We start from the raw sequence: 21,876 nt of genomic DNA, 5'->3' as shown, positions 1-21,876 counted from the left end.
AAAATCGCCGAATTTCCGTCAAGACCTCCGTTATCCGTGATGCAAATCACTGTTTTAACTAAATATACGATAAGTGGCATGGATCTGGCTTTACTCTCGACCCAACGATCGATGCGAGCGAGACGGCCATGAACCGCGACGGGAACGCCCACAACCTGCGACTGGTATCCGCCAAGGGCAAGACGACTGGCGATGCCGGGACGCCCTTTGATGCCCTTGCCTTCGTGCAGGCCCTGTCCTCCAGCCTCGAGCTCGGGACCGTCCTCGCCCGCCTGCAGGAACACCTGCACGCCCAGGTCCACCACAGCGGCTGGTTCTTCATCCTGCAGGAGAGTGACGAGACCTGGTCCGGCGGCGACGAGGATCGCCATCGCATCGAGTACGGCATGAGCTTCAACAACGAGACCATGGGTTCGCTGATCCTGATGCGCGGACGCCGCTTCAGCGACGACGAACAGCAGTTGATCGAGGCTTTGCTGGGGCTGGCCGCCCCGGCACTGGCCAACGCCCTGCGTTTCCAGCGCCTGAACGAAAGCCTGGAGACCGATGAACTGACCGGTCTCGGCAACCGCCGCGCCTTCGAGAAACAGGGCGCCCAGTGGCTGGCCGACTGCCGCCGCCAGGATCGCCCGATGTCGGTGCTGGCCATCGATCTCGATCACTTCAAGCAGATCAACGATGAATACGGCCACAGCGTGGGCGACGACATCCTGCGCCTGGTGGCGCAGACCCTGCGCAGCACCACCCGCGAATCCGACCTGTGTGTGCGCATGGGCGGCGAGGAGTTCCTGGCGGTGCTGCCCGGCGCGGATCTCAGCCGTGCCATGGAATGCGGCGAGCGTATCCGCCTGGCTATTGCCGCCCTGCGCGCCTGCGCCACCGCCACCGACCAGTCCGCGCTGGAGAGCGCCGGCGCGGTCAAGGTGACCGCGAGCGTTGGCGTGGCCGGCGTCGGGCGCGGCGCCACCCTGCAGTCCGCCTACCAGGCGGCGGACGAGGCCCTGTATGCGGCCAAGCAGGCCGGGCGCAACCGCGTCCTCGCCGGCAACTGAGCCGCGGCAGCCCATCCCGCGCTAATCCGCATTGCCTTGATGCCGCCTACCCCGCGCCGGGCTGGATAAAATCGACACAGGTCAGCGGGGTCGAGAGCACCGCGCGACGCAGCGCCTCAATGGCCTCCGGACGCGGGAAGCTGGTCCGCCACGCCAGGGCCACACGGCGGCTGGGCGCCGGATCCTGAAACCGCCGCACGGCCAGCAGTCGCTGGGCATAACGATCCGCCCCCACCGCCGTGCACGGGAGGATCGTTACCCCCATCCCCGAGGCCACCATGTGGCGGATCGTCTCCAGCGACGACCCCTCCAGGTTGCGTGGGGTACTGCCATCCGCAGTTACCGTACGCTGACAGTCCGGGCAGCGCTCCAGCACCTGGTCGCGGAAACAGTGTCCGGCACCCAGCATCAGCAGGGTCGCATCGGCCATGTCCTCCAGGCGCAGGGGTTCCTTGTCCTTCAGCGGGTGCGCCGCCGGCAGCACGGCCATGAATGGTTCGTCGTACAAGGGAAGCGTGACCACGCCCGGCTCCTCGAACGGCAACGAAATGAGGATCGCGTCGAGCTCACCCTGCTTGAGCCGCTCGCGCAGCCGCCCGGTGTAGTTCTCATCGATCACCAGCGGCATGTTCGGCGCGCGCTCGTGCAGCGCGGGGATCAGCTCCGGAAGCAGGTACGGACCGATGGTGTAGATCGCACCCAGGCGTAGCGGGCCGGAGAGTTGATCCTGACTCTGTACGGCAACCGAGCGCAGCTGTTCGACCTCGGCCAGCACACGCCGCGCCTGCGCGATGATCTGCTCACCTGCCGGCGTCACGTTGACCTCGCCGCGGCCGCGCTCGAACAGGGTCACGCCCAGTTCTTCCTCGAATTTGCGCACCGCCACCGACAGCGATGGCTGACTGACATGGCTGGCCGCGGCCGCCCGCCCAAAGTGGCGGGCATCGGCGACGGCGACCACATACCGCAGCTCGCTCAGGGTCACCGGGGCGCCCCTCCGCTGTTGTCATCGCTGTCCAGCCCCTGAAACTCGCGGCCGCCGTCCGGCCAGTCCAGGGTCACGCGCTTCAACTGCCGGCCTTCCAGCGAGATCTCGCCGGGATGTCGCCCCGCCCCATCGGCGGAAAACTCGAAGCGGTAGCGGCGTTGCAGGGCCAGACCACGGTCGCCCCAGACCAGGCGCTGGCCGGTACGCACGACGGTGGCATCGAGCAACTGCACCCCTGCCCGCTCGCAGGCCTGCCGCCCCACCCGACGGGCACGTTCGTTGGCACGCCAGGTGTCATTAACGTAAAACCCTATCAAGGCAATGGAAATGATTATGATCAAGCCTGTCATGGACCGGTATGATAAGCGCAAACGAACCCGAGTTTTTCCGGGCATGCCCGGCCGTCTCCGGTTCGTTTACCTTGCCACCAGCGTTTCCGGGTCTGCATGACTACCACTGCCATCCCCTTCTCCGATCTCGCGCAGGGCCTGCGCGAGATCGGGCAGCAAGAACTGCTGCCCCGCTTCGAGGCCGATATCGCCGTTGATTACAAGGCGGACGGCAGCGTGATCACCGAGGCCGACCACGCGGTGGATGCGCGTGTACGCACCCTGCTGGGCGCATACGGACAGAACACGCCGGTACTGAGCGAGGAACAGGCACGCGGCGAACAGGCACGCGTACTGGAGACCGCCCCCGCCTTCTGGCTGGTGGACCCGCTGGACGGCACCTCCAATTTCGCCGGTGGCATGCCCTTCTTCGCCATATCCATCGCCCGCATCGAGGGTGACCGGGTCACCCATGGCGCGACCTACGATCCGGTACGCGAAGAACTCTTTACCGCCACCGAAGACAGCGCGCTGGAACTCAACGGGGTCACCCCGCCGGCGACCACTCGCCCTCCCGTCACGGAGCTGGGCCGCGCCATCGCCCTGGTGGACTACAAGCGCCTGGATGCCCCCCTGGCGGGTGAGCTGGCCTGCAACGCACCGTTTCGCTCGCAACGCAACCTCGGCGCCTGCGCCCTGGAGTGGGCCTGGCTGGCCGCCGGCCGCGCCGATCTGTACCTGCACGGTGGCCAGGCCCCATGGGACAGCGCGGCCGGTGGGCTGATGCTCGCCCGCGCCGGCGGTGCCATGTGCAACCTCGCGGGCGAGCCCGTATTCGGACGATCGCTGACCAAGCGCTCCGCGGTGGCGGCGCGCTCCGACACCCTGCTCGCCGACTGGCGGGCGTGGCTGGCCCCTTGGCTTGCCGCCCCGGAGTCCCCCTCGTGATCCGCCGCCGCAAGTCCGGCGGCGGATCACGCCTGGGCGTCGGCAGCGCCGACTTCACCCCACGCTACCTGCCGATCGCATGGAAGATCGTCGCGGCGATCGCCGGGCTGACACTGGCCGGGATCGTGACCCTGTCGGCTGTGGTCCTGAACCAGGTCAGCAACGTGCTGGACAACCAGATTCGCGCCCAGGCCGAGATCACCGTGGCGCCGGTCGCGCGGACCTCGGCGGAACTGATGCTGGCCGAGGACTACCTGACCCTGGAGACCCTGCTGAACTCACTGGTGGAGGAGGGGCGCGTCGAGTCCATCGCCGCCTACGCGATCGACCGCGGTCAGGTTGCCCGCGCCGGGACACCCCCGGAGCAATCCCTCACCGACGGGGTGTGGCCGCTGGCACCGACGATGGAGCCCTACCGACGCAACGTGCGCTTTCAGGACGTACAGGTGGGCTACATCGAGGCCTACATCGACACCTCGCCAATGCAGGAGCTAATCCGCAACACCCTGAACGCCGGGATCGCCACGGCCGTCGGGGTGTTTCTGCTGAGCCTGATCCTGGCAATCGACATCAGCAAGCGCCTGGTGCGCCCACTGGAACGCCTGGCCGAGAGCATGCGTTCGCGCGCCCGCCCCATGGATGACCAGGGCAACACGCTGCCGATGGTGCGCCAGGACGAGATCGCACAGCTGACCGACGCCTTCAACGATATGGCGCGCGACCTGCTGCGCAAGGACCAGGTCGAGGCCGCCCTGCGCCGCTATGTGTCGGACGCCATCGCCCAGGACATCCTGGAGAATCTGGACCGGGTGGAGCTGGGCGGACGCGCGCTGGAGGGATCGGTACTGTTTGCCGACATCCAGGGCTACACCGCGCTTTCGGAGCGCTGCAGCCCGGAGGCCCTGGGCCGCATGCTCAACGAATTCTTCGGGCCGATGTCGGAATGCATTGCCCGTCACGGCGGCACGGTGGACAAGTACATGGGCGACTGTACCATGGCGGTCTTCGGCCTCGCGGCGGATGCCGGAAACCATCGCCTGACCGCTGTGCAGACCGGCCTGGCCCTGCTGGACACCGTCGCCTCGATCAACGCCGAGCGTGAACGCCGCGGCGATACCCGGGTGGAGTTCCGTATCGGCCTGAATGCCGGCGAGATGCTGGCCGGCAACATGGGGGCCGAAGACCGCATGCAGTTCACCGTAGTCGGCGACACCGTCAACCTCGCGGCCCGCCTGGTCACGGTCGCGCCCGCCGGCGGGCTGGTCACGACTGCCGCATTCATGGAGCACGAGCAGGTGAAGGGACAGTTCCGCACCGAAGACTGGGGCACCCACGAGCTGCACGGGGTCAGCGAAGCCGTGCCCACCACCCGGGTACTGAACGCTACGGATCGCACATGACTGCAGCCCGCGGCCTGTTCCCGCTCGCGAGCATCCTGCTGGCCCTTCTGCTGGTCCAGGGCTGCGCCGCTCTGGACCCCTTCGCCCCGCCCGAGCAGCGCATCGAACGCGCACTGGAGACGGGTAACTACCAGCATGCCCTCGAGCTGATCGACGAGCACGACCCGGAACCGCGAGCCCGATGGGCCGAGCGCCGGGCAGCCATCGAGGACGAGGCCGCGACCGCCGCGGCCGAGGCGATGCACGAGGCGCGCGCCGCCTCGGCCGAAGGCGCGGTCGCTCAGGCCCTGGAGATCCTCGAGACGGCCGAGGCACAATTGCCGCCGGACAGCGAACGTCGGGAATTCATCAGCCAACTGGAGCGCCAGCGACAGGTTGGATTGCAGACCCTGCAGCAACGCCACGACATCCTCGAGGCGCGCGCCCTGGTCCAGCGGCTGCGCCTGCTCGAGGTGATGCGTCCGTTGGTGCGCCACAGCGAACGACTGCCGGACGATCCTGACCGCCTTGCCAATCGTCGCGAGCCCCTGGCGCGGGCGCTGGATGGCTACGCCGCCGACACCGATGGCGAGGAACGCCTGGAGCTACTGCACCTGGCCCAGGGCCTGGCCTCCGACTCCGAACGCGCAGAACGCATCGCGCGCCTGGAGCGGGAACTGCGCCAGGCCGAAGCCCCCGAGATCGAGGAAGAGGTCCCGCGTTCCACCATCAATGCACGCCTGCGTCAGGCCCTGGAGGCCGGCGAATTGGCCACGGCGGCGCGCTGGTGTCGCAACGAGATCACCCCCGACACCGACGCCTCCGGCCCGGACCAGGCCGCCCAGCGAGCCCATCGCGCGCTGTGCGAGGAATGGCGCGAGCGCCGAGACGCGCGCGCCGAGACGCTGCTGGAGGAGGGCCGCAGCCATTACTCCGCCGGTGACATCGAAGAGGCCCTGAGACACTGGGAAGAGGGGCTCGAACTGGCGCCCGACCATGCCGGACTCCTCTCGGCCCACGAGCGCGCGCTGCGCGTGGTCGAACGCCTGGAGAGCCTTCGCGTGCCGGAACCGCTCCCTGAAGCGGAGGCAGACAGCCCGCCCGACGACGTGCCACAGGCCGAGCCCGATGCCCCGTAGCGCGCGAGCCGGCGCCCGGCGCTGCGGGCCGCGCGCATTCGCCGTAGAATACGGCCCGCCCACCGGAGCAAGAGCCCGCCACGCATGAATCCCGCCGTCCAGGAACTGATCGCCGACGAACCCCACCGCGTCCTGCAACTGGGCGACACCGAAGTCGTGGTGCTGGGCACCGCGCACGTGTCGCGCGCCAGCGCCGACAAGGTCCGTGCCCTGATCGACACGGGGGCCTTTGACAGCGTGGCGGTCGAGCTGTGCGAAAGCCGTCAGCGCGCGATGCTGGACCCCGACGCAGTCGGGCGCATGGATCTGTTCAGCGTGATGCGCAAGGGCCAGGCCCCGATGATCGCCGCCAGTCTGGCGCTCGGGGCCTACCAGCAACGCCTGGCCGACCAGTACGGCATCGAACCCGGCGCCGAGATGCGCGCGGCCATGGACGGCGCCCTAGACAATGGCCTCCCCCTGGCCCTGATCGACCGGGATATCGGCCTGACCCTGCGCCGCACCTACCGCGCAGTGCGCTGGTGGGAACGCATGGGGCTGATCGGCGGACTGTTCAGCTCCGTACTCTCGCGCGAGAAGATCGACGAATCCGAGATCGAGCGCCTGAAGGAAGGCGACATGCTGGAGTCCACCTTCAGCGAGTTCGCCGAGCAGTCCGAGGACCTCTACCGCACCCTGATCGAAGAGCGCGACCACTACATGGCCGCCCACCTGCGCCGCCTCGCGGCCAACCCGGAGACTCGCTGCATCCTGGCGGTGGTGGGGGCTGGCCACCTGCCCGGGATTGCCGAACAGGCCGAGGATCACCTGACCCCGCCGGACGCGATCCTCGACGCCCTGGACCAGGCCCCGCCCAAGGCGCGCTGGCCCAAGGTCGTCCCGTGGGTGGTGATCGGGATCATCCTCGCCGGCTTTGCCATCGGGTTCTCGCGCAACCCGGATATCGGCCTGCAGATGGTGATCGACTGGGTACTGATCAACGGCGGGCTGGCGGCCCTCGGCGCGATCATCGCCCTGGCCCATCCACTGACCGTGCTCACCGCTGCCCTGGCGGCCCCGCTGACCTCGCTAAATCCCACCATCGGGGTCGGCTTTGTGGCGGCCGCGGCCGAGCTGTTCCTGCGCAAGCCGCGGGTCTCCGACTTTGCCAGTCTGCGTCAGGACACCACCACGCCACGCGGCTGGTGGCGCAACCGCGTCTCGCGCGTGTTGCTGGTATTCCTGCTGACCACCCTGGGCTCGGCCGCCGGCACCTACATCGGCGGCGCCCGCGTCTTCAGCCACCTCTTCGGCAGCTAATCTCCTCCCCCACGCGCTTCGTGGTTGCAAGACCCGCTTATTCGGGGATGCGCAGCACGAGCTTGCCGCGGCGGCCGCCGGCTTCGATGCGCCGGTGGGCCTCGGCGGCCTCGGCCAGCGGGAGGGTATCCTCGACGTTGACCTGCAAGCGACCGCTGGCCAGCCGGGCCAGACCCTCGGCCACCAGGGTGGCCTGGTGCTTCAGACGGCGGCGATCATTCTCCAGCATCGGGGTCAGCATCAGCTCCAGGCTGATGCTCGGGTTGCGCAGCCGCGCCGGGTTCCAGTCGGTATCCTCCGGGGGGGGCAGAAGGGTCACCAGATCCCCGCCATAGGCCACCTGCGTCAGTCCCTCGCGGAAGACCTCGCCACCAACAGTGTCCAGCACGATGTCGAAGCCACGCCCATCGGTGTACTGCATGATCGCGTCCGCGGCATCCGGCTTGCGCAGGTCGACGACATCGCCCCCAAGTGCGGTGACAATCGTGCCCGCCTCGTCGCGCCGCACCAGCCCCAGTACCCGGCCGCCGGCGGCGCGTGCGATCTGTACGGCCATCTGCCCGACCCCGCCGGCCGCCGCGTGGACCAGCACGCTCTGGCCGCGCTGCAGGTCGGCCCGCTCGAACAGGGCCTCCCAGGCGGTCAGCCAGGTAAGCGGCAGGGCGGCGGCCTGGGCATCGGATACCGCCGCCGGCACCGGGACCACCGCGGCCTCGGGCACCACGACCTGTTCGGCGTAGGTCCCCGGATCGGCCCCGACCCCACCAAAACAGAAGGCAACCCGCTGCCCCGGCCGCGCGTGATGCACGGCACTGCCACATTCCTCGATGATGCCTACCCCATCGCAGCCCGGCGTGTTGCGCGGCGCACCGGGGACGATCATGCCCCCGGCGCGCACCTTGGTATCCACCGGATTGACACCGGCCGCCAGCATCCGGATGCGGACCTGGTCGGGGGCCGTGAGCGCCGGCTCCGCCACTTCGTCCAGACGCAGGGCCTCGGCGGCTCCGGGTTGGTCGAACACGACTGCTCGCATGACTACTCCTCGTTGCATGGGGATTCGTGGAAACGCGCGCCGGCCGCCCCGAGTGCGGCCTACAGGCCGATTCCGATGCCAATGCCAAAGCGCACACCGCCGGAAGATCGTGGCGGCTCGGGCTCCGGCCACAGGTGCACCGAGTGGGCCTCCAGCACCGGGAAGACGTAGTCCAGCTCGCCGATCCGACCGTCCTCGACCCCGGTCACCGTCCCGACACCGGTAATCCGGCGCCCGGCACGATAGTCCACCGGGTCGGCGAAGCCCTCCACACGCAGGCGGAAACGCCCCGTGGTGGACTGCCGCGTCTGTGGCTCCTGACGACTGAGCGGGTAACCGACCACCTCAATGAAGGTCGCCTCGGCGCGATTGTCCACGCGCGCGATCACCCCGCCCCATACCTGCTCGTCGGGCGGCAGGCTATCGGCGGTGACTGCACGCGGCTCGACCTGCACGGCCGGGTCATCCGGGGCCTCCAGCGGGCCGGAGGCGCAGGCGCCCAGGAACACGGGCAGCAGCAATGCCAGAAAAGGACGCAGGAATCGGGTCATGCTCACCAGTACCAGGGATGCGGGTGATAGCGCCCATAGAGGCCGTAGCGCGGGCCCCAGGGACTATAGAACGGGTCATAAAACGGGTCGTAGAACGGATCGCGGTAGCCGCGCTCCGTCGGTGGCGGGCGCCGCGGCCACAGGTAGACCGCATCCGCCTGCAGCGTAACGAAGGTATAGGCGTAGTCGCCGATGCGGCCCTCCTCGATCCCGTGGATGACACCCCGCACGGTCACCTCGCGGCCTTCCTTGTAGATCTGCGGGTCGAGAAAACCGCTGCTGACCACGCGGAAGCGCCCGGGTGAGCGGTCCGCCTCCTGCGGTCGCCCCTGGCGATCAAGCTCGCGGGCCACCACCTCCAGCCGGGTACCGCCCGAGGTGTTCTCGATGCCCGCAATCACCCCGCCCCAGACCACGGTCTCGCCCTTCACGGCCTCGGGATCCGCCAGCACCTGGTCGCGATCGGGGGCGGCAGCAGGCAACGGGGAAAGGGCCGCCGGAACCCCGGCACAACCCGTCACCAGGAGCAGCAGCCCCGTCAGGACCAGCGCGCGCAATCGTACAAGCTGGAATGCTCGACTCTGCATAGTCGATGAGATTCGAGCGCCACCCTCAAGTTCACGGCGCGCCCTCATGGCCGCGGCTCCCCATCGTGCGCCGGATCGCAAAGATCCTGCACCGCCAGCACCTCGTGCTGGGCCTCCTCCACTGCGGCGAGCAGGACCTCGGGGGCCAGATGCAGGGCGTCCCACACCGCCGGATCTACCGGGGGTGCATCCGCCCAGTCGCGCGAATCGATCTCGGCGAGATGGGCACCGGTGTTGGCCAGGTGCACCAGCATCACCGCGGTGCGGTTGCGCTCCGGCGCCTGCAGCGGGTGATGGTGACCGGCGAGGCAGTCGACCAGGAGTTCCGGCAGACCCCAGTGCGCGGCCAGGGCCCCACCCAGCTCCGCATGATCGAAGCCCAGTTGCGCGCGCTCCGCGCCCTGCGGGCTCAGGCCGTCGCCAACATCCAGACTGGAGAGGAAGGCCCGGTGGGCCGATTCCGGCGACTGCGAGAACAACAACAGTTTGCCAAGATCATGCAGCAGGCCAGCCAGGAAGATCCCGCTGGCCTGGCGCGGCGACACGCGCATCGCCAGTTGCCGCGCGATCACCGCACAGTAGGCCGAATGGCGCCAGAACACCTCCAACGGCAGGCGTTCCTGATCGGGGATGCTGGCCGTGGCGCGGGTGATCGCGCTCGCCACGACCAGACGCTGCAGGGCATCGCGACCCAGCAGGGCAATCGCGCGGTCCACCGAGTCAACCGGACGCGCCGGGGCATAGGCAGGGCTGTTGGCGATGCGCAGGACCAGGGCCACCAGGCCGGGATCGCGTCCCAGGCTGCTGGCGATCCTGGCAGCCGTGGCATCGTCGTCCTCCAGCAGGCGCGCAACCTCGAACACCACCTGTGGCATGGCCAGAAGCTTGTCAGCCGACTGGACGCGGGCCTCAAGGGAATCGTTGGCGGATCGGTCGGACATGGATGGATCCTCTTGCCGAGGCGGAACGGGGATCGCTGCGCCTCACTCGTCCTGTTTCGAGGCCACCTCGCGCATGTGGCCCCGACCTCTCTACTGTAGCCGCTGTCCCCTTCGTTGTAACCCGGCCGGGCCCGAACCATACTCGCAGGCCCGAGTCGAAAATACGACGCTTCGTCCACCAAGGAGGTGCCCATATGTTTAGCAAGTCCGCATTTGCGCCGCTGGCCGTTTTGCTCGCCGGCCTGCTCCCCGGCATGGCCCTGGCCGGCATCCAGACCGAAGAGATCGCCTACGACCATGACGGCGACGAGATGACCGGCTATCTGGCCCATCCCGAAGGCGACGGGCCACACCCGGCGGTCCTGGTCATTCACGAATGGTGGGGCCACAACGACTACGCCCGCGACCGTGCCGAGCAGCTGGCCCGCGAGGGCTACACCGCCTTCGCCCTGGATATGTACGGCAGCGGCAAGCTGGCCGATCACCCGTCCACCGCCGGCGAGTTCGCCGGAGAAATCCGCGAGAATCGCGACCTGATGCTGGGCCGCTTCCAGGCCGCCTACGACTGGCTGCGCGCGCATGATGCCAGCGCGGATGCGGCGCCCTCCGCGGTCGGCTACTGCTTCGGCGGCACCGTGGCCCTCGAGGCCGCGCGCGCAGGGATGGACCTGAACGTGGCGGCGAGCTTCCACGGCGGCCTGGCAACCGAGCACCCGGCCGAGGTCGGCAAGGTGTCGGCCGAACTGCTGTCCTTCACCGGTACCGCAGACCCGATGATCCCGCCGGAGCAGGTCGCCGGTTTCCAGAAGGAGATGCAGGAGGCCGAAGTACGCTACACCGTGGTGGAATTCTCCGGCGTGAAGCACAGCTTCACCAATCCGGGGGCCGATGCCATTGCCGAGGAGTTCGGCATGCCGGTCGGCTATGACGCCCGCGCCGACCACGACTCCTGGAACCACCTGCTGGGTGTCCTCCGCGATCGGCACTAAACCCGGTGAACGGCGGGCACTGCCAGGTGCCCGCCCCTTTCACGCGGCGCCTCAGATCCCGCGCAGGTAGATCGCCACCCCCAGGACCACGATCACCGCCAGCACCCCGACAAACGCCAGCCGGAACCAGCGGCGACGCCCCAGGCGCGCGGGTCGCGCGTGTTGCGCATCGAACAGGGACGCTCGCAGGCTGTCCTCCGGCTCCGCCTTGACCGGTTCGCCCCGACTCGGCTCGCTCGCCGGCTCCGCCGCAGCGGTGGTGCTGTGGCCGGTCAGGGCATGTTCCAGATCACGGATGCGGCCACGCAGGTCCTGGTTGCGCTGCTGGGCCTCCGCCAGCTCCTGCTCGCGGGCCACCAGGCGGTCACCCAGATCCGAAGCCGAATCCTGGCTATCCGTACAGCGCTGCTCGGCCTCGGCCTGGGCCTTCTCGGCCGCCGCGGCGCGCTCGCACTGCTGGTTGCGCTCGCGGCGCAGGCGTTCGGCCTCGCCCCGCGCCACCTTCAGCTCCGTCTGCTCCTCCTCGCGCTGGCGCTCCAGGTCGACGAGCTCGTGGTCCAGACGGACATTCTCGCTCTCGAGCTCGCGCACCCGGCTACGCAGTTGTTCGGTCTCGCGGTCGGGCTCGGTCGACTCCGGGGCGCCCTCAGCCTCGAGTTCTTCCACACGCACACGCAAGGCCGCAAGCTCCTCCTCGCGGGCCGCGGCCTGTTCGGCTGCTGCCGCGACCTCTTCGTCCCGCGCCCGCGCCTCGGCCAGCGCCGTCTCCGCCTCCTCCAGACGACCCTGCAGGGCCTCGATCTCGCGATCCCGCTCTTCCGCGCGCTGGAACGCCGCCGTGGACTCGTCGCGGGCCTCGCCCAGGGCGTTGCGCAGACGCTCCAGCTCTTTCTGCGCCTCGCGCTCATTGGAGGATTGCTGCCGCAGCATCAACTCGCGGCGCAGGCGCTCGACCTCGTCGCGCAGCGCCTGGTTCTCGGCGGAGTCGGGGGCCGCTCCGGAGGGGGGCGGCTCGGGGACCGGCGGCGGTGGCAGGAGTTCGGCCACGACCTCGCGCACGCGGGTGGGAACAAACGGCTTCATCAGGACGGCATTGGCCCCCAGTGAACGCCATTCGTCGCTGGCCGCCTCGTCGCTCTCCTGACCGGTCACGATCACCACCGGGAGGTCCGTGGGGAGGTCATCGACGCCATCACGAATACGCAGCAGGAGATCCTGCCCGTCGATGCCCGGCATCGAGAGATCGGTCAGCACCAGCCCGATATCGGGATACTGCTGCAGCAGTTCCAGGGCCTGTTCGCCGTCGGCCGCCTCGTAGACGGTGTTCTGACCCTGCAGAATACGTTGCAACGCAACCCGGATGACCTTGGAGTCATCCACCACGAGGATCGCGGCGCGTTTTGGGTCCGGTATCTGATCGCTCATGCTTCCCCCTGACTGACATCCGGCCGCCTGACAGCGGCACGGCCGCCGACCACGCTGTACCCCCGGTGGCCGAACATCCCTAGACTCGCAAGACTACGGGCCCCCGCGTCCGGATGCCAGTGGGGTCGCCGGGGCAACCGGAACCGGTTCACACTTTCTCGCTCCGGGCGATCGGCCCGCGGAGCGTCGTGCGCGACCACCGCTCCGTGTTTGCTACACGGGCTTCGACTTCCACTTGACCGAATAGAGGTCGCGCCGACGATCACGCAGGTTGCGCACCGAACCGTGATTGCGCAGCTCCTTCAGGTTGTCGAGGTCGAGATCCACGATCAGGGTCATCTCGGTGTTCGGGGTGGCCTCCGCGGCCACCGCGTCGTGCGGGAAGGCAAAGTCGGACGGGGTGAACACAGCCGCCTGGGAGTATTGCATGTCCATGTTCTCGACCTTGGGCAGGTTGCCCACCGAGCCGGACATCACCACGTAGCACTCGTTCTCGATCGCGCGGGCCTGGGCGCAACGCCGTACCCGGAGATAGGCATTCTTGGTGTCGGTCCAGTAGGGCACGAACAGGATCTGCAGACCGTGGTCCGCCATCACTCGCGGCAGTTCGGGGAACTCCACGTCGTAGCAGATCAGGATCCCGATCTTGCCGAAGTCGGTGTCGAAGACATGCACCTCGTCGCCGCCCTGCAGGCCCCAGTAGGAGACCTCGTCCGGGGTCACGTGGATCTTGTACTGGCGGTCCCAGGTGCCATCTCGACGACACAGATAGGAGACATTGCGCAGGACATCGTCCGTGTACTCGGGCATCGAGCCGGCCACGATGTTGATATTGTAGGCCAGCGCCAGGCGCACCATCTCCTCGCGGACCGCCTCGGTGTACTCGGCCAGCCGGCGCACGGCCTCGGCCGGGTAGTCTTGGTTGAAGGCCCCCATCAACGGGCCGTTGAAGAATTCCGGGAACAGCACGCAGTCCGAGCGATAGCCGGAAACCGCATCGACGAAATACTCCACCTGCTGGAACAGGGAGTCCAGGTCCACCGTCGGGCGCATCTGCCACTGGACGACGCCGATGCGCACGTCCGAACGGCTGCCGCCGATCAGCTTTTCCTTCTCCTCGTAGTAGATGTTCAGCCACTCGATCAGGGTCGCGTAGGCCCCGGACTTCTCGTCGTCCGGCAGGTAGTTGGTGATGATCTTGCGGACGTGGAAGTCGTTCGCCAGCTGGAATGTCAGGATCGGGTCGATGATCTCGTGGTTCTTGACCTTGCGTACGTACTGCTGCGGCGTCAGCTCGTCGCGGTACTGCTCGTAGCCGGGGATGCGCCCACCGGCGACGATGGCCCGCAGGTTCAGCTTCTCGCACAGCTCCTTGCGCGCGTCGTACAGGCGCCGGCCCAGGCGCAGCCCGCGATAGTCCGGATGCACGAAGATGTCCACGCCGTACAGCGTGTCGCCGTCCGGGTCGTGAGTGGTCAGGAAGCCATTCCCGGTGATCTGCCAGTAATTGTGCTGATCACCGAAGCGCTTGTATTCGACGATCAGGCTGATGGCCGCGGCGACCACCTTGCCGTTGTCCTCGATGCAGATCTGGCCCTCGGGGAAGCGCATCACCTGGGACCGGAACTGCGCCTCGCTCCAGGCACCGTCGAGGTCGTGATAGACCCGCTCCATGATCTCGCGGATGTCCTCGTAGTCCTCGACCCGCGTCGGACGCAGGGTCAGGTGGTGCTGGGGGTTCGACTCGTTGTCCGCGTCAGTGGTCACGCTTGGGGGCTCCGGGATTGAGACAGAGGGGCAGGATGCACGGGGAATGGGCGTGGATCAAAAGATCCAGGCCAGCATCAACCAGAAGAACACAAAGAACAGGAAGAAACCGGGGATCATGAACTGCAATTCCCCGATCAGACCCTCGCCGGCGGCCAGGGCGAACACGATCGACACCAGCACCGAGACGATGGCCGCGACCAGGGCCGCGTTCTGCAGGCCCATACCATCATCGAAGGTGAGCGCGACCCAGTCCGACAGCCCCGGCAGGGACACCGCTGCCGCCAGCACCAGCAGGGCGACGAGCAGGGCCACGAGCGTCGAGGTACCGAGCAGAATACGCAGCGCCAGGCGGCTGTCGCGGCGGTCCGAGCGGCTCATGCCACGGCCTCGCGGCGCTCCCGAACGTACTCGCGCACCCGGTTGGGGTCCGGGATGCCGCTAACCCGGAATTCCGGGTTGTCCCCGGTGGTGTACACCGCGATCTGGCCGACACGGAAGATGCGGTCGAAGAAACTCTGGTCCACCTTCACCGTGCGGATCTGGCCGATATCGAGGTCCACATGCGACTTCGACAACAGACCCCGCTCCAGATGCACCTGATCGGCATCGATGCGCAACCGTACCGAGCGCGTCTGGAAGTACCACCACAACAGGATCAGCAAGCCGAGGCCGAAGGCCGGGATCAGCACCAGGCTGAGTATGAAACCGACCGGGTGATTGCGGAACATCGCCGGTCGGGCGTCGATCGCAGGTTCACGGGCAGACATGCGCAGACTCCGGTTGGGGACGGACGCGTCCGCACAGCACGGACCCATCCAGTTTGGCGCGCCGTCCCAAACAAAGCGAGCCCCGCACGGGGCGGGGCTCGCAGTTTGCCGGGTAAGGGCCGGTCAGCCGGCCCGCCCGGGGCAGGATCGCGAAGTTACGCGGTCCGGGCGTCGCGCTCGGCCTTGGCTTCCGCCTTGGCCTCGTCGCTGTCGTCGTAGCCGAGGTTTGGCGCGAGCCAACGCTCGGCCTCCTCGAACGACATGCCCTTGCGCTTGGCGTAGTCCTCGACCTGGTCGCGGTTGACCTTGCCGAGCCCGAAGTAGCGCGACTCCGGATGGGCGAAGTACCAGCCGGAGACGGCCGAGACCGGCAGCATGGCGAAGCTCTCGGTGAGCGTCATGTCGGCGTGCTCTTCCGGCTGCAGCAGCTCCCACAGGGCCCCCTTCTCGGTGTGCTCCGGGCAGGCCGGGTAGCCGGGCGCCGGGCGAATACCCTGGTACTTCTCCTCGATCAGGTCCTCGTTCTCCAGCGACTCGTCGGGGACATAGCCCCAGTATTCGCGACGCACATGGTAGTGCATGCACTCGGCAAAGGCCTCGGCCAGACGGTCCGCCAGGCTCTTCACGAGGATGGCGTGATAATCGTCGTTGGCCTTTTCGTATTCCTTGGCCTTGGCGTCGACATCACCGCCGGCGCTGACCGCGAAGGCGCCGATGTAGTCCGGACCACCCGCTTCCTTGGGCATCACGAAATCCGCCAGGGAGTGGCTCGGCTGGCCGCGACGCTTCTCGGTCTGCTGGCGCAGATGGTGCAGCTTCTTCAGCACCTTGGAGCGGCTGTCGTCGGTGTACACCTCGATGTCGTCGTCATCAACGGTGTTCGCCGGGAAGAAGCCGACCACGCCGCGCAGGGTGACCCACTTCTCGTCGATCATCCGCTTCAGCATGTCCTTGCCATCCTTGAACAGCTTGCGCGCCTCTTCGCCGACCTTCTCGTCGTCCAGGATGCGCGGGTAGGCGGCATGCAGCTGCCAGGAGTGGAAGAACGGCGTCCAGTCGATGAACTTGGCGACCTCGTTCAGATCGTAGTCGTCGAAGCGCAGGAGCACGGAGCCATCGCCATGCGGGTGCAACACCTTCGGCTGCCCCGGGAGGTTGTCGGTCTCCAGCGCGTTCGGCTTCGGCGGCGTGTAGTCGGACCAGTCGATCTTCGGCTTGTTGGCGCGCGCCTTGTCGAGCGTGACCCACTGGACCTTCTTCTTGCGCCCGGCGTTCTGCACGCGCAGCTTCTCGTACTCCTCGCGGATGTCCGCGGCGTATTTCTCGCGCAGCTCGGGGCTGATCAGGCTCTGGGCCACGCCCACGGCACGCGAGGCGTCCTTCACCCAGACCACCGGACCGGAATAGTTCGGCTCGATCTTCACCGCGGTGTGGGCGCGCGAGGTCGTCGCGCCGCCGATCATCAGCGGGGTCTTCATGCCTTCACGCTCGAGGTCGGCGGCGAAGTTGGCCATCTCCTCCAGCGAGGGGGTAATCAGGCCGGACAGGCCGATGACGTCGACGTTGTGTTCCTTGGCGGCCTTCAGGATCGAGGCCCCCGGCTGCATCACGCCAATGTCGATGACCTCGAAGTTGTTGCACTGCAGCACCACGCCCACGATGTTCTTGCCGATGTCGTGGACGTCGCCCTTCACCGTGGCCATCAGGATCCGGCCGTTGTTCTCGGTGCCGGTCTTCTCGGCCTCGATGTACGGGATCAGGTGGGCCACGGCCTTCTTCATCACGCGGGCGGACTTGACCACCTGCGGCAGGAACATCTTGCCCTCGCCGAACAGGTCGCCGACCACGTTCATGCCGTCCATCAGGGGGCCTTCGATCACCTGGATCGGGCGGTCATACGCCTGGCGTGCCTCTTCGGTGTCGTCGACCACGTAGGTGTCGATACCCTTGACCAGGGAGTGCTCGAGACGCTTGGAGACTTCCCATTCGCGCCACTCGAGGTTCTCTTCCTTCTTGCCGCCGCCCTGGCCCTTGTACTCCTCGGACAGTTCGAGCAAACGGTCAGTGGCGTCGTCGCGGCGGTTCAGGACCACGTCCTCGACCGCTTCCTTCAGCTTCGCGTCGATATCGTCGTAGACCGCCAGCTGGCCGGCGTTGACGATACCCATGTCCATGCCCGCCTTGATGGCGTGATACAGGAAGACGGCGTGGATCGCCTCGCGCACCGGCTCGTTGCCGCGGAAGGAGAACGATACGTTGGACACGCCACCGGAGATCAGCGCGTGCGGCAGGTCGTTCTTGATACGGCGAGTGGCCTCGATGAAGTCCACGCCGTAGTTGTTGTGCTCTTCGATGCCGGTCGCGACCGCGAAGATGTTCGGGTCGAAGATAATGTCCTCGGCCGGGAAGCCAACCTTCTCGGTCAGCAGCTTGTAGGCCCGGGTGCAGATCTCGACGCGACGCTGCTCGTTATCCGCCTGGCCGTCCTCGTCGAAGGCCATGACCACGATCGCGGCGCCATAGCGGCGGCACAGCTGGGCCTGCTTGATGAAGTTTTCCTCGCCCTCCTTCATGGAGATCGAGTTGACCACCGGCTTGCCCTGCACGCACTTCAGACCGGCCTCGATGATCTCGAACTTGGAGGAGTCGATCATCACCGGGACGCGGGCGATATCGGGCTCGCCGGCCAGCAGATTCAGGAAGCGGACCATTGCCTCCTGCGACTCCAGCATGCCCTCGTCCATGTTGATGTCGATGATCTGGGCGCCGCCCTCGACCTGGTTCAGCGCGACTTCCAGCGCGACGTCGAATTCCTCGTTCTGGATCAGGCGCAGGAACTTGCGCGACCCGGTCACGTTGGTGCGCTCGCCGACGTTCACGAACAGCGAGTCGTCGGTGATGTTGCACGGCTCGAGACCCGACAGGCGGCAGGCCGGGGCGATCTCCGGCAGCTTGCGCGGCGCGTGCTTCTCGACCGCCTCGCGCATGGCGCGAATGTGCTCCGGCAGCGTGCCACAGCAGCCGCCGATGATGTTCAGCAGGCCCTGTTCGGCCCACGGGCCGACATCCGCGGCCATCTGCTCCGGGCTCTCGTCATAGTCGCCGAACTCGTTCGGCAGGCCGGCGTTCGGGTGCGCGGAGACAAAGGTATCGGCGATGCGCGAAAGCTCTTCCACGTACTGGCGCATTTCCTTGGCACCCAGCGCGCAGTTCAGGCCGATCGAGACCGGATTGGCGTGACGCACGGAGTTCCAGAAGGCCTCGGTGGTCTGGCCGGACAGGGTACGGCCGGAGGCGTCAGTGATCGTGCCGGAGATCATGATCGGGAGGTCCTTCCCGAGCTCGTCTTCCAGCGTCTTCACCGCGAAGATCGCGGCCTTGGCGTTCAGGGTGTCGAACACCGTCTCGATCAGCAGCAGATCGACGCCCCCCTCGACCAGGGCCTCGGCGGCCTCCTTGTAGGACGCGACCAGGGTGTCGAAGTCCACGTTACGCGCACCCGGGTCATTCACATCCGGGGAGATCGACGCGGTGCGGTTGGTCGGGCCGAGGATGCCGGCGACGTAGCGCGGCTTGTCCGGGGTCTTCTCGGTCCAGGCGTCAGCCGCCTTGCGCGCGAGCTTCGCCGATTCGCGGTTCAGCTCGGGGACCAGGTCCTCCATGTGGTAGTCCGCCATCGCGATGCGGGTACCGTTGAAGGTGTTGGCCTCGATGATGTCGGCACCGGCCTCGAGATAGTCGTTGTGGATCTGCTCGATGATATCCGGGCGGGTCAGCGACAGCAGATCGTTGTTGCCCTTGAGGTCGCTCTTCCAGTCCTTGAAGCGCTCGCCGCGGTAATCGGCCTCGTCCAGCTTGTACAGCTGGATGGTGGTACCCATACCGCCGTCCAGGATCAGGATGCGCTCTTTCAGCGCTTTCTCGATATCGTTTCGTGTTGCCGTCATGTGCCGTACACCATTGGTTTCGAATGGGATAAGTGTACACGCCGGGGTTCCATCCCGTGCGTGGAGCCCACCCTGGTGGCAGGCTCTTTCAAATTGCGTCGCAGCCCCGGATGCGGCCTGGTTGCGCCCGTGAGCAGAGCTGTCACGATAGCGCCATGCAGGAACATCCGATCCGCTGGTTCATTACTGCCCCGCAGGCCTGCCCCTATCTGGACGACCGCGAGATGCAGAGTTTGCTGGTCGACCCCGCGGTCAGCCTGGGCGGCGCGCGCTTCGGCCAGCTACTGGCCGAGGGCTTTCGCCGCAGCGGTCAGTTTGTCTATCGGCATCACTGCCCCGAGTGCGCGGCCTGCGTGCCCGTACGCATCCCGGTTGCGGCCTTCCGCCCGAACCGGAGCCAGCGCCGCTGCCTGGATCGCAATCGCGATCTCGCGGTGACGATCCGCCGGCCGCCGGAACAGCCCGGAACATCGCCCGCCGCCGATCTCGACGAGCACATGCCGCTGTTCTCGCGCTACCAGACCGCCCGTCACACGGGCGGTGGCATGGAACAGATGGGACGCGAGGAATACGCGGGAATGCTCGCCCACCGCAACGGCCCAGTGGATCTGATCGAATTCCGCCAGGCCGACACGCTGGTCGCGGTGGCCGTCACCGATCGCACCCCACAGGGGTTGTCGGCGATGTACAGCTTCTTCGATCCGGATCAGCCGCGCCGCGGCCTGGGCACCCTCGCAATCCTGACCCAGGTGGCGCATGCGCACCGCCTGGGTCTGCCCCATGTTTACCTCGGCTACTGGATCGACCAGGCGCCGAAGATGGAATACAAGACCCGGTTCCAGCCGCTCGAAGGCCGCGTGGACGGGGTCTGGAGGCTGCTGCCCGCCTGACGGCGGCCAGCAGCCTCCTCGCGCGCGGCCTAGCGGGCCGGCTTGCGGAAGCGGAAGATGCCCCAGGTCAGGTAGCCCGAGTTGCCGCCATCGACCCAGTGCTGCAGGCCCTGCTTCATGCGGTCGATGTAGTCCTGCGAGATGTAGTTCTTCAACTCGTCCTCGCGGGACTCGAGCTCCTGCTTCACGCGACCGTAATGGGTCGAGATCTGACCGGAGTGCTCCTCGAAGCTGACCTCTTCCAGGCCGGCCGCCTTGGCCGCCTCGCGGTACAGCGCCGGGCTCGCCAGCGAATCCAGGTGGATACGGGCCAGAATCGGGTCCAGCACGCCATCCGGGCAATCGTCGGTCTGCATCGGATCGGTGAAGATCAGCCAGCCACCCGGCTTCAGGACGCGCGCGGCCTCCTGGATCACCTTTTTCTTTGCCTCGTTCTGGCTGTGCAGGAAGGAGTCCTCGGACCACACGACATCATAGGACTCGTCCGGCTCGTCGACCTTCTCGAAGGAGCCATCGACCACGGTGATCTTGTCGTCGAGGTGGCGCGCCTTGTTGATCTCGCGATCGCGCTCGTTTTCCTTCTCGGACAGGTTCAGCGCGGTGACGTCGCAACCGTAGTTTTCCACCAGGTAGCGGGCGACACCGCCGTAGCCGGCGCCCATGTCGAGCACGCGCCATTCCGGCTGCGGCTCGCCCAGGAGGTCGGACATGTGCGCGACCGTGCGACGGCTGGCGTCGCCGATCGGCTCGTCCTTGTACTCGTACAGCCCGATATGGAGGTCTTCACCGCCCCACACCATCTTGTAGAAGGTGTCGGCGTCCTCGCTGTTGTAGTAGTCGCGAGCGGTTTCGACTGCGTCGGAGTAGTTCTCGCTCATCGTTCCTCGCCCTCGATATAACGCTTGTCGGCCACGTGGATGAAGAAGTCCGGATCACTCTCGCGATAGGTCTCCTGGAAGTCCCCGTAGGTCTCGATCTTCTGGAACCCGACCTCGCGCATCAGGCGGCGGACATAGGCCTTGCGCAGCGGGAACATGTTCAGGAAGTACTCGGAACCATCCGGGAACTTGTACTGGAAGCGCGCCAGGCCTTCGTCAACGTGGGCCGGCTGCACCTGGACGTTGTCGCCGCAGTAGTAGTAGGTGTGCTTGGACGAGTAACCATGGTCCATGATGGTGTCGTAGTTGCGCTGGTCGAGGATCAGCACGCCATCGTGGTTCAGGGCGGAGTAGAACTCGGCCAGGGCCTTGCGGCGGTCGTGTTCATTGAACAGGTGGGTAAACGAGTTGCCCAGGCAGACGACGGCGTCGTAGCGGCCGTAGATATCGCGATTCAGCATGCGCCAGTCGGCCTGCACGGTGCGCAGGATGTGACCCCGCTTGCGACCATTCTCGAAGGCCTTGACGAGCATCTCGGGGGCGCCGTCGGCGGTCACCACGTCAAAGCCCGCTTCGCGCAACTGCACGGAATGGAAGCCGGTGCCGGCGGCGACGTCGAGCACGCGCTTGGCGCCGCGCTTCTTCAGTTCTTCGATGAAGAAGGTGCCTTCGCTCTTGGCGCGGTTGTCCCAGTCGATCAGGTCATCCCACTTGTCGACGAAGCCGGTGGTGTACTCGTTGAGATAGTTCTCGGTATCGCGACGTTCGGTCGGCTTCTCGCCGAAGTCCTGATCATTCTTGATATTCGCTGCCATGCTGGTTCCTCTTGGCTTTGCTGCTGTTGTAAGCGTGACTGGACCGGCCTCTGGGCCGATCCGTCGGCACAACACCCCGCAAACGCAGTAAACCGCGACCTCCGCATCACACGGCGGTCTCGCCAGCAGCCCGATCGAGCCAGGCG

20 protein-coding genes are annotated in these 21,876 nt (G+C 66.9%); 7 read left to right on the top strand and 13 right to left on the bottom strand.

Annotation, left to right across the window (positions count from 1 at the left end; all coding sequences use genetic code 11):
- The first annotated feature begins 128 nt into the window (after positions 1–128).
- Positions 129–1,052, top strand: coding sequence for a GGDEF domain-containing protein (locus B0684_RS10480; RefSeq protein WP_018169199.1), 924 nt, complete (start codon positions 129–131; stop codon positions 1,050–1,052).
- Positions 1,053–1,098: 46 nt separating this feature from the next.
- Here the strand turns inward: B0684_RS10480 and B0684_RS10475 are convergent, their stop codons facing one another.
- Together B0684_RS10475 and B0684_RS10470 are read right to left on the bottom strand one after the other, a co-directional pair.
- Entirely contained in the window at positions 1,099–2,037 is a 939-nt protein-coding gene (locus B0684_RS10475) for a hydrogen peroxide-inducible genes activator (protein ID WP_018169200.1), read from the bottom strand.
- Positions 2,034–2,390 (bottom strand): DUF3301 domain-containing protein, encoded by a 357-nt coding sequence (locus B0684_RS10470; RefSeq protein WP_026289493.1) that lies wholly within the window; start codon positions 2,388–2,390, stop codon positions 2,034–2,036. The genes B0684_RS10475 and B0684_RS10470 overlap by 4 nt, the downstream gene beginning before the upstream one ends.
- 96 nt (positions 2,391–2,486) lie before the next feature.
- On the opposite strand from B0684_RS10470, the gene B0684_RS10465 reads away from it, so the two are divergent.
- The 4 genes from B0684_RS10465 (at position 2,487) to B0684_RS10450 (ending at position 7,134) form a co-directional block, all read left to right on the top strand.
- Positions 2,487–3,317: an inositol monophosphatase family protein gene (locus B0684_RS10465; protein WP_018650594.1), complete on the top strand. Its 831-nt coding sequence runs from the start codon at positions 2,487–2,489 to the stop codon at positions 3,315–3,317.
- Positions 3,314–4,717, top strand: a complete 1,404-nt coding sequence (locus B0684_RS10460) for an adenylate/guanylate cyclase domain-containing protein (protein ID WP_018169203.1) — start codon at positions 3,314–3,316, stop codon at positions 4,715–4,717. The genes B0684_RS10465 and B0684_RS10460 overlap by 4 nt, the downstream gene beginning before the upstream one ends.
- The gene (locus tag B0684_RS10455; RefSeq protein WP_018169204.1) at positions 4,714–5,835 is read left to right on the top strand and encodes a tetratricopeptide repeat protein; all 1,122 of its coding nucleotides are present in this window, start codon (positions 4,714–4,716) and stop codon (positions 5,833–5,835) included. Before B0684_RS10460 ends, B0684_RS10455 begins: the two co-directional genes overlap by 4 nt.
- Before the next feature lie 84 nt (positions 5,836–5,919).
- The gene (locus B0684_RS10450) at positions 5,920–7,134 is read left to right on the top strand and encodes a TraB/GumN family protein (RefSeq protein ID WP_018144720.1); all 1,215 of its coding nucleotides are present in this window, start codon (positions 5,920–5,922) and stop codon (positions 7,132–7,134) included.
- Positions 7,135–7,171: 37 nt separating this feature from the next.
- Here B0684_RS10450 and B0684_RS10445 read toward each other — a convergent pair whose 3' ends face one another.
- Genes B0684_RS10445 through B0684_RS10430 form a run of 4 tightly spaced genes read right to left on the bottom strand, consistent with a single transcriptional unit; the run spans position 7,172 to position 10,249 of the window.
- The gene (locus B0684_RS10445) at positions 7,172–8,170 is read right to left on the bottom strand and encodes a zinc-binding dehydrogenase (protein WP_018650595.1); all 999 of its coding nucleotides are present in this window, start codon (positions 8,168–8,170) and stop codon (positions 7,172–7,174) included.
- Positions 8,171–8,229: 59 nt separating this feature from the next.
- Positions 8,230–8,721 carry a Slp family lipoprotein gene (locus tag B0684_RS10440; protein ID WP_018169206.1) on the bottom strand — a complete coding sequence of 164 codons (492 nt, stop codon included), beginning with the start codon at positions 8,719–8,721 and terminating at the stop codon, positions 8,230–8,232.
- 2 nt (positions 8,722–8,723) lie between these two features.
- Positions 8,724–9,308 carry a Slp family lipoprotein gene (locus tag B0684_RS10435; protein WP_077277026.1) on the bottom strand — a complete coding sequence of 195 codons (585 nt, stop codon included), beginning with the start codon at positions 9,306–9,308 and terminating at the stop codon, positions 8,724–8,726.
- 44 nt (positions 9,309–9,352) lie between these two features.
- A complete protein-coding gene (locus B0684_RS10430) occupies positions 9,353–10,249 on the bottom strand; it encodes an HDOD domain-containing protein (RefSeq protein WP_018650597.1) in 897 nt (298 codons plus the stop codon).
- A gap of 194 nt (positions 10,250–10,443) precedes the next feature.
- On the opposite strand from B0684_RS10430, the gene B0684_RS10425 reads away from it, so the two are divergent.
- The gene (locus B0684_RS10425; protein WP_018650598.1) at positions 10,444–11,238 is read left to right on the top strand and encodes a dienelactone hydrolase family protein; all 795 of its coding nucleotides are present in this window, start codon (positions 10,444–10,446) and stop codon (positions 11,236–11,238) included.
- Between the two features lie 51 nt (positions 11,239–11,289).
- Here the strand turns inward: B0684_RS10425 and B0684_RS10420 are convergent, their stop codons facing one another.
- The 5 genes from B0684_RS10420 to metH all read right to left on the bottom strand — a co-directional run bounded on the left by B0684_RS10420 (position 11,290) and on the right by metH (position 19,147).
- Positions 11,290–12,663, bottom strand: a complete 1,374-nt coding sequence (locus tag B0684_RS10420; protein ID WP_018650599.1) for a response regulator — start codon at positions 12,661–12,663, stop codon at positions 11,290–11,292.
- Positions 12,664–12,876: 213 nt separating this feature from the next.
- Positions 12,877–14,430, bottom strand: coding sequence for a bifunctional GNAT family N-acetyltransferase/carbon-nitrogen hydrolase family protein (locus tag B0684_RS10415; protein WP_018650600.1), 1,554 nt, complete (start codon positions 14,428–14,430; stop codon positions 12,877–12,879).
- 57 nt (positions 14,431–14,487) lie between these two features.
- The gene (locus B0684_RS10410; RefSeq protein WP_018176300.1) at positions 14,488–14,811 is read right to left on the bottom strand and encodes a hypothetical protein; all 324 of its coding nucleotides are present in this window, start codon (positions 14,809–14,811) and stop codon (positions 14,488–14,490) included.
- Positions 14,808–15,200, bottom strand: coding sequence for a PH domain-containing protein (locus tag B0684_RS10405; RefSeq protein WP_018176301.1), 393 nt, complete (start codon positions 15,198–15,200; stop codon positions 14,808–14,810). The genes B0684_RS10410 and B0684_RS10405 overlap by 4 nt, the downstream gene beginning before the upstream one ends.
- A 155-nt stretch (positions 15,201–15,355) precedes the next feature.
- Positions 15,356–19,147 carry a methionine synthase gene (gene metH, locus B0684_RS10400; RefSeq protein WP_018650601.1) on the bottom strand — a complete coding sequence of 1,264 codons (3,792 nt, stop codon included), beginning with the start codon at positions 19,145–19,147 and terminating at the stop codon, positions 15,356–15,358.
- A gap of 155 nt (positions 19,148–19,302) precedes the next feature.
- Between metH and B0684_RS10395 the strand changes: the two genes are divergently transcribed.
- A complete protein-coding gene (locus tag B0684_RS10395) occupies positions 19,303–20,037 on the top strand; it encodes an arginyltransferase (RefSeq protein ID WP_018176303.1) in 735 nt (244 codons plus the stop codon).
- A gap of 29 nt (positions 20,038–20,066) precedes the next feature.
- Here B0684_RS10395 and B0684_RS10390 read toward each other — a convergent pair whose 3' ends face one another.
- The gene (locus B0684_RS10390; protein WP_018176304.1) at positions 20,067–20,915 is read right to left on the bottom strand and encodes a methyltransferase domain-containing protein; all 849 of its coding nucleotides are present in this window, start codon (positions 20,913–20,915) and stop codon (positions 20,067–20,069) included.
- Positions 20,912–21,730, bottom strand: a complete 819-nt coding sequence (locus tag B0684_RS10385; protein WP_018169217.1) for a glycine/sarcosine N-methyltransferase — start codon at positions 21,728–21,730, stop codon at positions 20,912–20,914. Before B0684_RS10385 ends, B0684_RS10390 begins: the two co-directional genes overlap by 4 nt.
- Positions 21,731–21,876: the final 146 nt, after the last annotated feature.

The sequence above is a fragment of the Thioalkalivibrio versutus genome (assembly GCF_001999325.1).
In the GTDB taxonomy this organism is placed as follows: domain Bacteria; phylum Pseudomonadota; class Gammaproteobacteria; order Ectothiorhodospirales; family Ectothiorhodospiraceae; genus Thioalkalivibrio; species Thioalkalivibrio versutus.
The sequence above is the reverse complement of the archived record's forward strand: the minus strand, read 5'-3'. Positions and strand labels throughout refer to the sequence as shown.